12 protein-coding genes are annotated in these 11,929 nt (G+C 68.1%); 4 read left to right on the plus strand and 8 right to left on the minus strand.

The genetic code is table 11. The annotated features are described in order from the left end of the window. Positions 1 to 58: 58 nt before the first annotated feature. The gene (pncA, locus tag RNZ50_21015; GenBank protein MDT8857475.1) at positions 59 to 667 is read left to right on the plus strand and encodes a bifunctional nicotinamidase/pyrazinamidase; all 609 of its coding nucleotides are present in this window, start codon (positions 59 to 61) and stop codon (positions 665 to 667) included. Position 668: 1 nt separating this feature from the next. Beyond that, positions 669 to 1,961 carry a nicotinate phosphoribosyltransferase gene (pncB, locus tag RNZ50_21020; GenBank protein ID MDT8857476.1) on the plus strand — a complete coding sequence of 431 codons (1,293 nt, stop codon included), beginning with the start codon at positions 669 to 671 and terminating at the stop codon, positions 1,959 to 1,961. Here the strand turns inward: pncB and RNZ50_21025 are convergent. The 8 genes from RNZ50_21025 to RNZ50_21060 form a co-directional block, all read right to left on the minus strand. Beyond that, a complete protein-coding gene (locus tag RNZ50_21025; GenBank protein ID MDT8857477.1) occupies positions 1,958 to 2,884 on the minus strand; it encodes a phosphotransferase in 927 nt (308 codons plus the stop codon). The genes pncB and RNZ50_21025 overlap by 4 nt on opposite strands. Continuing rightward, on the minus strand, positions 2,881 to 4,167 hold the full coding sequence (locus RNZ50_21030) for an aspartate aminotransferase family protein (protein ID MDT8857478.1): 1,287 nt from the start codon (positions 4,165 to 4,167) through the stop codon (positions 2,881 to 2,883). Before RNZ50_21030 ends, RNZ50_21025 begins: the two co-directional genes overlap by 4 nt. Further along, positions 4,164 to 4,586, minus strand: a complete 423-nt coding sequence (gene arfB, locus RNZ50_21035; GenBank protein MDT8857479.1) for an alternative ribosome rescue aminoacyl-tRNA hydrolase ArfB — start codon at positions 4,584 to 4,586, stop codon at positions 4,164 to 4,166. The genes RNZ50_21030 and arfB overlap by 4 nt, the downstream gene beginning before the upstream one ends. A 338-nt stretch (positions 4,587 to 4,924) precedes the next feature. Continuing rightward, entirely contained in the window at positions 4,925 to 5,548 is a 624-nt protein-coding gene (locus RNZ50_21040; protein MDT8857480.1) for a queuosine precursor transporter, read from the minus strand. Positions 5,549 to 5,628: 80 nt separating this feature from the next. Beyond that, positions 5,629 to 6,525, minus strand: coding sequence for an esterase-like activity of phytase family protein (locus RNZ50_21045; protein ID MDT8857481.1), 897 nt, complete (start codon positions 6,523 to 6,525; stop codon positions 5,629 to 5,631). Beyond that, the gene (mepA, locus tag RNZ50_21050) at positions 6,498 to 7,394 is read right to left on the minus strand and encodes a penicillin-insensitive murein endopeptidase (GenBank protein MDT8857482.1); all 897 of its coding nucleotides are present in this window, start codon (positions 7,392 to 7,394) and stop codon (positions 6,498 to 6,500) included. Before mepA ends, RNZ50_21045 begins: the two co-directional genes overlap by 28 nt. Positions 7,395 to 7,397: 3 nt before the next feature. Then, entirely contained in the window at positions 7,398 to 8,726 is a 1,329-nt protein-coding gene (locus RNZ50_21055; GenBank protein ID MDT8857483.1) for an MFS transporter, read from the minus strand. A gap of 98 nt (positions 8,727 to 8,824) precedes the next feature. Further along, positions 8,825 to 9,355, minus strand: coding sequence for an acyl-CoA thioesterase (locus RNZ50_21060; GenBank protein MDT8857484.1), 531 nt, complete (start codon positions 9,353 to 9,355; stop codon positions 8,825 to 8,827). 127 nt (positions 9,356 to 9,482) lie between these two features. Here RNZ50_21060 and RNZ50_21065 point away from each other — a divergent pair, with 127 nt between their 5' ends. After that, positions 9,483 to 9,770, plus strand: a complete 288-nt coding sequence (locus tag RNZ50_21065) for a YggT family protein (GenBank protein MDT8857485.1) — start codon at positions 9,483 to 9,485, stop codon at positions 9,768 to 9,770. Positions 9,771 to 9,873: 103 nt separating this feature from the next. Continuing rightward, positions 9,874 to 11,925, plus strand: a complete 2,052-nt coding sequence (gene recQ / locus RNZ50_21070; protein MDT8857486.1) for a DNA helicase RecQ — start codon at positions 9,874 to 9,876, stop codon at positions 11,923 to 11,925. Positions 11,926 to 11,929 lie beyond the last annotated feature (4 nt).

Genomic DNA, 11,929 nt, shown 5'->3' on the forward strand with positions numbered 1-11,929 from the left:
TTGACGCAACATCCTGCGGGTCTTACCCACAGTCATGAAACTGTGAAGGAAGACGCCGATGCGACCCGCGACCGAAGCCCTGATCGTGATCGACGTGCAGAACGATTTCTGCCCCGGCGGGGCGCTGGAGGTCGCGGGCGGCGATGGGATCATCCCGCGGATCAACGCATTTCTGGGCGGTTTTGCCGTCAAGGTGCTGACGCAGGACTGGCATCCGGCCGACCATGCCTCTTTCGCGGCCAACCATCCGGGGGCGGCGGCGTTCTCGGTCTTGCCGATGGCTTACGGGCCGCAGGTGCTGTGGCCGGTGCATTGCGTGCAGGGCACGCGCGGGGCGGCGTTTCATGACGACCTGATGACCGACGCCGCCGACATGGTGATCCGCAAGGGGTTTCGCCCGGAGATCGACAGCTATTCGGCGTTCTTCGAGAATGACCGAACGACGCCGACCGGGCTGGAGGGCTATCTGCGCAGCCGGGGGGTCACGGCGGTGACGCTGGCGGGCCTCGCCACCGATTTCTGCGTGGCTTATTCGGCGCTGGATGCCGCGCGGCTGGGCTTTGCGGTGACGGTGGTCGAAGGGGCCTGCCGGGCGATCGACCTTGACGGCTCGCTGGCCGTGGCGCGCGACCAGATGCGCGCCGCCGGCGTGACGCTGGACGCCTGAGATGGTCGATATCGCAACCCGCGTGCACAACCACAAATGGAAGATCGACCCCATCGTCCGGTCGTTGCTGGATACCGATTTCTACAAGCTTCTGATGTGCCAGTCGGTGTTCCGCAACAAGCCCGACACGCAGGTGACATTCAGCCTGATCAACCGCACGAAAAGCATCCGGCTGGCCGACCTGATCGACGAGGGCGAGTTGCGCGAGCAGCTTGACAATATCCGCACCCTGCGGCTGAGCCGGGGCGAAAGCACCTTCCTGCGCGGCAACACCTTCTACGGCAAGCGCCAGATGTTCCGCCCCGACTTCATGGAGTGGTTCGAGCGGCTGCAACTGCCGCCCTACCATCTGGAAAAGCGCGACGGTCAGTATGAGTTGACCTTCGAGGGGTCGTGGCCCGAAGTGATGATGTGGGAGATTCCGGCGCTGGCGACGCTGATGGAGCTGCGTTCGCGCGCGGTGATGAACAGCATGGGGCGGTTCGAGCTGCAGGTGCTCTACGCCCGCGCCATGACCAAGCTGTGGGACAAGATCGGACGGCTGCGCGCGATAGACACGCTGCGCATTTCCGATTTCGGCACGCGGCGCAGGCATTCCTTCCTGTGGCAGGACTGGTGCGTGCAGGCGATGATCGAAGGGCTGGGGGCCAAGTTCGCCGGCACCTCGAACTGCCTGATCGCGATGCGGCGCGAGGTCGAGGCGATCGGCACCAACGCGCACGAACTGCCGATGGTCTATTCGGCGTTGGCCAATTCGGATGCGGAACTGGCGCGCGCGCCCTATCAGGTGCTGGCCGACTGGCACGAGGAGCATGACGGAAATCTGCGGATCATCCTGCCCGACACCTATGGCACGCAGGGCTTCCTGGACCGCGCGCCGGACTGGCTGACCACCTGGACCGGGATCAGGATCGACAGCGGCGACCCGGCGACGGCGGGCGAGACTGCGATTCGGTGGTGGACCGACCGGGGCGAAGACCCGCGCAGCAAGCTGGTGATCTTTTCCGACGGGCTCGACATCGGGAAGATCGAAGAACTGCACCTCCGCTTTGCCGGGCGGGTGAAGGTGTCGTTCGGCTGGGGCACCATGCTGACCAACGATTTCCGCGGGCTGGCGGCGGGCGATGCGCTGGCGCCGTTCTCGCTGGTGTGCAAGGCGGTTTCGGCCAACGGGCGGCCGACGGTCAAGCTGTCCGACAACCCGAACAAGGCGATGGGGCCCGCCGACGAGATTGCCCGCTACAAGCGGGTGTTCGGCATCGGCAAGCAGGTGGCGCAGGAGGTGCTGGTCTAGGCCAGCATCCAGTCTGCAACCATCACCGCCCGCGCGATATGGCTGCGGTGGATCGGGTCGTCGTGGGCAAGGCGCGGTGCCGTCCAGCCGACCGATGCGAGGGTGCGGGCCAGCGTGAACCAGTCCACCAGCTCGGCATCGACCGGGCGCAGGGTGGTGTAACCCGCGATAAGCGCCTGCCGGATGGCAGGGTAGTGCGGTTCATAGAGGTTCTGCGACAGCACGGTGCCCAGATCGTAGGGGCGGAAGCCGAGGCCGGAATCGTCGAAGTCGATCAGGGTCAGCGCGTCGCCCCGCACCAGCACGTTCTCGCGCAGCACGTCGGCATGGATCGGGCCGAAATCGGTCGCGGCATGGGCGGTCAGCACATCATGCAGGGCAGAGCGGGCGGCGCGCAGGGTGGCGGCCTCGGGCGCGGTCAGCGCCGGATGTTCCCAGAAGCGGCCCCAGAATGGTGCTTCCCCCACAAGCCCCTCGATATCCCAGCGCGGGCGGCTGAAATCTGCTGGAAGATCCAGCCCGTCGGTCGCGGTGTGAACTTCGGCCACAAGGCAGCCCAGTGCGTGGTGCCGGGCGGCCTGTTCGGCGGCGGTGCCGGGCAGCGGGCAGCCGGCCTCGCCCAGCGGCGCGCCTTCCACCCAGGCCAGCGCCGAGGCCATCTGGCCCCCGGGCAGTTGCACCAGCAGATCGCCCGATCCGGCCGCCAGCGGCGCCGCCACCGCCACCCCGGCCCGCGCCAGCGCGTCGCACCACCACAGTTCCGACCGGATCGCCGCCGCACCCTGATAGCCCGGCCGGTGCAGCCGCAGCGCGGCGCGGCGCCCGCCGGGCAGCGCCATGGAATAGACCGCATTCTCGCGCGCCCGGATCAGGCGCAGGTCGGTGCCGCCCCAATGAGCTGCGGCCTGTGCGGCCAGCGTCATGCGGGCACCGGCGTGGTGCGCAGGGCAGCCTCGAGCGCGTCCATCAGCAGGTCGGCATGGTCGATCCCGAAGGGCATCGGCGGGCGGATCTTCAGCGCGTTGCCGTGCCGCCCGATGCGGTTCAACAGGAAGCCACGCGCCACCATCGCCTCGACCAGATCGTCGACGAATGCCGTCGCGGGCGTCATCGCCGCGTCGGTGACGAACTCGGCAGCGAAGAACAGCCCCGCGCCGCGCACCTCGGCCAACAGCGGATGGCGCAGGGCGTGCATCCGGTCCATAACATGCGCGCTGGTGGCGGCGGCGTTTTGTTGCAGGCCTTCGTCGGCGATCACGTCCAGCACCGCCAGACAGGCCGCCGCCGACACCGGATTGCCGCCGAAGGTGTTGAAATAGCCGAACGCCTGCCGGAAGGCCGCCATCACCTCGGGCCGCGCCAACACGGCGGCGACCGGGTGGCCGTTGGCCATCGGCTTGCCGACCGTCACCACGTCGGGGGCAAAGCCGAGCGCGTCGTGCCCCCAGAAATGGCTGCCGACCCGGCCGAAGCCGGGCTGCACCTCGTCGGCCAGCACCAGCCCGCCCGCGGCGCGAATCACCGCCACCGTGGGGTCTAGGAAACCCGCAGGCAGCGCGGGTAGCCCTTCGTTGGCAAACACCGGGCACAGCATCATGCCCGAAAAGCCGTGGCCCGCCGCCTCCAGTTCGGCAATCGCGCGGGAAATGTTGGCGGCGAAGGCGTCCGCCTGCCCCGCCAGCGTGCCCCCGACCGGGCGCAGGCTGTCGGGGGCGGGCACCAGCCGGACATGGCCGGGATAGCCGCCGATCGGCGGGCGGCGGGTCGAGAGCGCCGAGACCGCCGCGGTGTTGCCGTGATAGGTGTTGTCGGTGGCGATGATGCCGGTCTTGCCGGTGACCGCCTGCGCCATGCGCAGCGCGATGTCGTTCGCCTCCGACCCGGTGCAGACCATGATCGCCTGAGACAGGCCGTGCCCCAGCGTGGCGGTCAGCCGCTCGATGTAGTCCAGCACGCCGTCATGCAGATAGCGGGTGTGGGTGTTCAGCGTGCCCGCCTGCGCGCAGATCGCCTGAACCACGCGCGGGTGGCAATGCCCGACATGGGGCACGTTGTTGTAGCAATCAAGGTAGCGCCGCCCGGCGGCATCCCAGAGCCACACCCCCTCGCCGCGCACCACATGCACCGGGTTGCGGTAGAAGGTGGGCACGTTCGGCCCCATCAGCCGGGCGCGGCGGTCCAGCATGTCTTGCGTATCGGGGGTCATTCGTCCTCCACCACCTTGCCACGGCCGGCCTTGATCTCGCCGCGCACCGCCTTGGCCACCAGCCGCCGCCGCTGGCTGCCCAGCGTGGGGCGCGTCGCCACCCGGCGCTTGGGTGCCACCACGGCCTCGCGGATCAGCTCGACCAGCCGTTCCTGCGCCAGTTCGCGGTTGCGCGCCTGGCTGCGGGTTTCCTCGGCGCGGATCACGATGGCGCCCTCGTTGGTCCAGCGCCGCCCGGCCAGCCGCTTCAGCCGCGCCTTGACCGGCGCGCTCAGGTTCGGGCTGCGCTCGGCCTCGAAGCGCAGTTCCACCGCGGTTTCGACCTTGTTCACGTTCTGCCCGCCCGGCCCGGAAGACCGCGAGAAATTCTCGCTCAGTTCCCAGTCTTCCAGGCTGATGGTGTCGGTGATGCGCAACATGGCGGCAACCTAGCGGTTTTTCCGGGGAACGGAACGCCTCCCATTTCATCTTGGCAAAAATATCCCCGCCGGAGGCTCCGCCGGCGTGGCGCGGAACCGCCGCCGCAGAAAGAGAAAAGGTCGCCACGATGGGCGACCTTTTCCGAGTTGCAAGGAGATGAGCCAGTTAGGACATTGGCCCAATCAACGGTCAATTTCCAGAGGGCTGCCCCTGGGGAACGCTCCCGCTGACTGTCCCGACGCGTCTCTCCAATATCACTCTAGACACTGGATCACCTCCTTTCAAATGGTTGCCGATATGGGTAAGTTGGCACAGATTTTGTGTTTGTCAAAAGATTTTACGCAACCCGTGCGGTCAACTTTGCGACAATCAGGCGGAACGGCAACAACGCCACGATTGCCAGTGCCAGCTTGACCCCCCAGTCGGCCACCGCCAGCGACACCCAGAGCGGCGCAAGCGGCCCAAGACCCAGCAAAGGCAGGGCTTCGCCCGCCCAGGACACGTCGTTGCCCGGCTCCAGCACGGTCAGCGTCGCGGAAAATGCGATGCTGAAAAACAGGGCAGTGTCGAGCGTGGCGCCGAACAGGGTCGAGATCAGCGGCGCGCGCCACCACGAACCGGCACGCATCCGGTCGAACACAGCCACATCAAGCAGTTGCGCGGCAAGGAACGCGGTGCCCGAGGCCAGTGCGATGCGCAGCGTGACCAGGGGGCCGAACTCGCCGATGATTTGCGTGCCGATCAGCGAGCAGGCCACGCCGACGGCGAACCCCGCCAGCACCACGCGGCGGGCGGCGGGGGCGCCATACAGGCGGTTGGTCAGGTCGGTGACCAGAAAGGCGAAGGGATAGGTGAAGGCGCCCCAGGTCAGCCAGGGGCCGGCCAGGAACTGCACGAGGATGTTGGAGGCCAGCACGATGGCGGCCATGGCAAGGATGCCGGGGATCAGATGTCGGGTCATTTCTCATTCCGTTTTGACAAGGTCGCGGAGACTTGGCCCCTGAAGGGACGCGGCGGCTTAGCGCCGCCGGGGCGGCGGTGTCAATCGGTAACGCGGTATTCGACCAGTTCGGTGCGCAGGAACAGGCTGAAATTGTCGTCGGCAATCATCGTCAGCCGCAGCGCGCCCGCGGCGTCGCGCCAGACCGACAGCCCCTCAAGGTTCTGGTGCCGCCCGGCGGGGGTTTCCAGCAGCAATTCCTCGGCAGCGATGCCCTGCGGCCCCAGCGTGAAGCGCCGCACCCGGCTGGCAAAGCCCATCAGCCCGCGGAACTGGCGTTCCAGCAGGTAGAGCCTGCCGTCGGGGCCGAAGTCGGCGGCCACCGGCAGGAAAGATCCGACGCGGGGAATCGTGAACGGCTGATCCCAGTTGCCGTTGCGGAAGCGGTAGACCGGGAAGGGCTGCCCGTCGCCCCCCGAGCGTTCGGGCAGGGTGTAAAGGCTGCCCTGCGCGTCGATCGCCAGCGCCTCCAGTGCCGAGTTGCGCTGAAACCGGGCAAAGCCCGTCGGGGTTGGCAGGTTTTCGGCCGACCCCGAAAGGCTTGCATAGCGCAGCACCCGCGCCACCCCCTCGAAAGAGATGTAGGCGGTGCCGTCGGGGGCGATGGCCAGACCTTCGCTGTCGGACCGGGCTGCGGCAATCGGGGCTTCCTCCCGCCCCTTCAAGAGCCGCATCGGGGCGGCCTCGACCGAGGCGATGCGGCCCTGCGCGTCGCGGATCAGGCGACCCTCGGTCCAGGCGCCACGGTCGGACAGGGCGACGAAGCGGCTGCCGTCCGCCATGACCTCTATCGCCGAAAAGCCGCCGAAGCGGTCGGCGCTGCTGTGCCAGACGTAGCTGCCGAACAGACCGGCGGGCACCAGGGGGCCAGCGCTGCTGTCCAGCGCCAGTGCCAGCAGCATCCCCGCGATCAGCGCGAGGCGAGAACGGCGGCGCATTGCTGGGGCAGATCTGCCATGGTGAATTCGCGCGGGGTCTTGGCGCGCGGGGCGGGGGTCTTGGGCTTTTTCGACGGTTTCGGCGGGTTGAGGTAGTCGGTCACCCACCAGGCCAGCGTGTCGTCGCAGCCGTTGCCGCCGTTGGAAAGGTCGGCCACCGTCGGCGTCTGGGTATCGCACAGCCGCGCCCCCCTGGGGCATTTCAGGCGCACATGGAAATGCGTGTCATGCCCGGCCACCGGGCGGATCTTCTGCAACCACGCCTTGTCCTTCGCGGTGGCGGTCCGGCACATCTCTATCTTGACGGCGGCGGCGACGAAGATGCGGTCCACCCGCGGGTCGGACGCGGCGGCGCGCATCAGGGCGTGGTGCCGCGCCGTCCAGTTCGACGTGACCGACCGCTGGTCGGCCGAGCGCACCGGGATCGAGCTGATCTTTTCACGCTCGGCACGGCTCAGGTTCAGCCGTTGCGGCGGCAGCATCCAGACATCGGCATCCAGCCCGATCTGGTGGCTGGCGTGGCCCGAGGTCATCGGCCCGCCGCGCGGCTGGCTGATGTCGCCGATGTAAAGCCCGGCCCAGCCGATCTGCGTCGCCGCAACGCTGAGCCCCTGAAGATAGTCGATCATCACCGGCTGGCCGTAGTTGCGGTTGCGCGACAGGCGCATGGCCTGCCATGTCGGCCCGGTTTCGGGCAGTTGCACCAGACCTGCGGCGCAGCCCCGGGCATAGCTGCCGATCGGCATCGGGTCTTGCCGGCTGGGGGCATCCTTGGCGCCGAACAGCTGGTTCGCCAGCGCCTGTGCCGCGGCAGGCACCGGCAGGGCAAGCCCGGCAAGCAGGGCAAGAAGGCAGAGAACGCGGGTCATGTCTTACCGTTCGCCATTGGGTTTCACCCAGAGTAGCAGAACGAGACCCACAAGGAACAGGGCGATCAGCGGCGTGATGCCGAGTTGTTGACTGCCGGTGATGTCGGTCACCACCCCGATCGACAGGGGCGCGATGAACGAGGTGGCCTTGCCCGCAAGCGCGTAAAGCCCGAAACTTTCGGTGATCTTTCCGGGGTCGGACTGGCGGACCATCATCGTCCGGCTGGCGGTTTGCAGGGCACCCCCCGCCGCGCCGATCATGCCGCCCAGCACATAGAAGGCAATGTCGGGCAGGCGGCTTTCCGCCCCCACCGGCAGCCCGAACACCGAGGTGCGCGAAACATAGATGATCCCCACCGCCACCAGCGTCAGCACGATGACGCAGAAGACGATCACCGGCTTCGGGCCGAACCGGCTGTCGGCCTTGCCGCCGAGCCAGGCGAACAGCGCGCCGGTGATGGTGCCGAGGATGCCGAACAGGCCCACATCGGTCACCGACCAGCCCAGCACCCCGGCCGCGTAGATGCCGCCGAAGATATACATGCCGTTCAGCGCGTCGCGGTAGAACATCGACGAGGCGAGGTAGGCGAACAGGCTGGATCGTTGCGGCAGGCCGCGCAGGGTGGCGCGCAGTTCGGGTATGGCGCTTGCGGCGGCGGCGCGGATGCCCATCGCGTTCGGGCGCCTCGGCTCGCGCACCCACAGGAAGAACGGGATCATGAACAGCGCATACCAGAGCGCGGTCAAGGGCCCGACCGACCTTGTGCCCTCGCGCATCTCGGGGTCGAGCCCGAGGATCGGCGCGATGCCGATGAGGGTGGTTCCGGTGGCCTGTTCGGCCAGCAGCGTCAGCATCAGGATCAGGGAAACCATGCCGCCCAGATAGCCGAACGCCCAGCCGGTGCCGGAAATGCGGCCGATCTCCTTTTCCGAGCCCAGATCGGGCAGCATCGCGTTGGTGAAGGTGGTGGCAAACTCCATCCCCACCATGCCCAGCGCGAAGGACAGCATGACGAAGATCAGGTTCACGTCACCGGGGGCCGCAAACCACAGCCCCGCCGCCCCCAGCACATAGCACAGCGAGAACAGCCAGATGAACGCCATCCGCCCGCCCGCCTTGTCGGCAATCGCCCCCAGCAGCGGCGAGAGCAGCGCGATCACCAGACCGGCCCCGCCGACGCCGTAGCCCCACACCGCCTGCGCCGTGCCGCCATCGCCCAGGATGTCGGCCATGTAGGGTGCGAAGATGAAGGTCAGCAGCAGGGTGTTGTAGGGCTGGCTGGCCCAGTCGAAGAAATACCAGCCCCAGATCCGTTTGCGCGCGCCCGTCATGCCATCCCCCGCTGTTTTGCGCGATCAAGCCCGAAATGCCGCGGCCATGCAAGCACGCCGCGGGGGTGCGGCGCCGGCGCAGCGGGGCTGGACGGGCCTCAGCGCAGCGGCGGCCAGGGGCGCTCTGCGTCGCCCGCGATCCAGGCCTGCACCCAGCCGGGCAGGGCCGGGCTTTCGGGCGGCTGGCCGAGGGCGGCCATCACCTGTTCGGGCGGCACGATCCCCGACTTCGACGTGACGGCAGACCGCAGCAGCATGTGGCTGGTGCAGTCGCCGCCCTTCCACATGCTCTGTTCCATGTAGATGAAGCGGGCATCCCAGCCGATGCAGCGGCTGTGCATCTCGACCCGGTCCCACAGGCGGACCCGTCGGCGGTAGCGGGTGGTGTTGCCTGCCACCGTCATGCCCCAGCCTTTGGCTTTCAATGCGGCGTGCAACCCGGTGCGCTGGCCCAGCGGAATCCGGCCCAGGTCGTAAAGCGTCAGGGTGCGGCCGTTGTTCAGCTCCAGCCACGGGTCAAGATCCTGCGGCCAGCAGCGGTGGTGGCTGACGTGGGTGCCAAGAACCGGCAACGCCGGGGCGCTGCGGAACTTCCACAGCTCCTTGAACATGCGGGCATAGGGATACATCTCGGGCTCCTTTGCCCCCCGGTGCCGCAGTGCGGCACTCGGGTCAAGCGGAACGCTGCGGAAACGGTTGCCCTTTGGCCTGTGCGGCGATACCTGTGCACCATCCCATGTGCCCGGAGCCGCCGACATGACCTCTGTCCTGCAAATCCTGCTGCTGATCCTTGACGTTCTCCAGTTCATCATCCTTGCCCACATCATCATGAGCTGGCTGATCAATTTTTCGGTGCTTAACCTGCGCCAGCCGCTGGTGGCGCAGATCTGGGACGGGCTGAACCGCCTGCTGGAGCCGGTCTATTCCCGCGTGCGGTCGATCCTGCCGTCGATGGGCGGCATCGACCTTGCGCCGCTGCTGGTGCTGCTGGCGGTCTATGCCCTGCGCATCGTGCTGATGAACAACGCGGCGGCTTTCGCTTAGCCGGGCCTTGGCCGGGGCCTCCGGGCCCGACGATCTTCACGCTTTCTTCAGCTTGTCCGGTGAAAACCGGACAAGTTTAATGATTCTCGAAACACGCAGGCCCATGGCACAACCGGCACTACCGCGCGACCTGTTGGCTTCGGTCTTCGGCTTTTCCGAGTTCCGCCCGGGGCAGGAGGAGATTGTCGATGCCGTGCTGGCCGGGCGCAACTGTCTGGCCATCATGCCGACCGGGGGCGGGAAGTCGCTGTGCTTCCAGTTGCCCGCGCTGTGCAGCCCCGGCGTGACGGTGGTGATCTCGCCGCTGATCGCGCTGATGCGCGACCAGGTGCGGGCGCTCAGGGCGGCGGGGGTCGAGGCGGGGGCGCTGACCTCGGGCAACACCGACGAGGAAACCGGCGACGTGTTCGCGGCACTGGATGCCGGGCGGCTGAAACTGCTTTACATGGCGCCGGAACGGCTGGCCTCGCCCGGCACGCTGCCCTTGCTGCGGCGCATCAGGACCGGCCTGATTGCGGTGGACGAGGCGCATTGCGTCAGCCAGTGGGGCCACGACTTCCGCCCCGACTATCTGCGCATCGGTGAACTGCGCCGCGCGCTGGGGGTGCCGCTGGCCGCCTTTACCGCCACCGCCGACGAGGAAACCCGGACAGAGATCATCGCGCGCCTGTTCGACGGCGAGGCCCCCGCCACCTTCCTGCGCGGTTTCGACCGGCCGAACATCCATCTGGCCTTTGCGGTGAAGGACAATCCGCGCACCCAGATCCTCAAGTTCGCGGCGGCGCGGCGCGGGCAATCGGGCATCGTCTACTGCGGCACGCGGGCCAAGACGGAAACGCTGGCGCAGGCGCTGGGCGAGGCCGGGCATCTGGCCTGCCACTATCACGGCGGGATGGAGGCGGAGGAACGGCGCCGCGTCGAGATCCGGTTTCAGCGCGAAGACGGGCTGATCGTGGTGGCGACCATCGCCTTCGGCATGGGCATCGACAAGCCCGACATCCGCTGGGTGGCCCATGCCGACCTGCCGAAGTCGATCGAGGGCTACTATCAGGAAATCGGCCGCGCCGGGCGCGACGGGGCGGCGGCGGAAACCCTGACGCTCTACGGGCAGGACGACATCCGCCTGCGGCGCAGCCAGATCGACGAAAGTCCCGCCCCCGCCGACCGCCGCGCCGCCGACCATGCCCGGCTGAATGCCCTGCTGGGTCTGGCCGAGGCGATGGGCTGCCGCCGCAAGGTCTTGCTGGGCTATTTCGGCGAGGTGTCGGCGCCTTGCGGCAACTGCGACCTCTGCGACCGCCCGGCCGATGTGTTCGACGGCACCGAGGCGGTGCGCAAGGCGCTGTCGGCCATCCTGCGCACCGGCGAATGGTTCGGGGCCGGGCACCTGATCGACATCCTGACCGGCAACGCCACCGCCAAGGTGCGCGAGCGCGGCCACGACCAGTTGCCGACCTTCGCGGTGGGGCGCGACCTGTCGAAACCGGCCTGGGGCGCGGTGTTCCGCCAGATGATGGGGCGCGATCTGGTGCGCCCCGACCCCGAACGCCACGGCGCGCTGCGCATGACCGATGCCGCCCGGCCCATATTGCGCGGCCAGGAGGCGGTTTCGCTGCGCCGCGACACGATTGCCAGTGCCGGGTCGGGGCCGGTGGTGAAATCGCTGGTGGCAGAGGCCGATGCGGGGCTGATGTCGGCGCTCAAGGCAAAGCGGCGGGCGCTGGCCGAGGCGGCCTCGGTGCCCGCCTATGTGGTCTTCCCCGACCGGACGCTGGCCGAAATGGCCGAACGCCGCCCCGCCTCGCTGGACGAGATGGCGCGGATTTCCGGCGTGGGGGCCAAGAAGCTGGAAAGCTACGGTGCTGCGTTTCTGGCGGTGATCAACGGCGCGGCCGAGGGGGTGCATCCGGCGCGGGCGCGGCTGGCGGGGCGCGATGCGGGGGCGGTGTTCGACCGGCTGGCCGAAACGCAGCTTCGGCTGGCGCGCGGCGAGGATGGCACCGGCAAGCCGCTGAGCCTGTCGCAGAACGTGCTGCGCCGCATTGCCGAGGCGCGGCCCTCGACCCTGTCCGATCTGGACCGGGTCGGCGATCTCGGGCCGCAGAAGATCGAACGCTTCGGCGCCGCGTTTCTGGCGGCAATTCACGAAGGCTGAGGAG

Source organism: Paracoccaceae bacterium Fryx2, from assembly GCA_032334235.1.
Lineage (GTDB): Bacteria > Pseudomonadota > Alphaproteobacteria > Rhodobacterales > Rhodobacteraceae > JAVSGI01.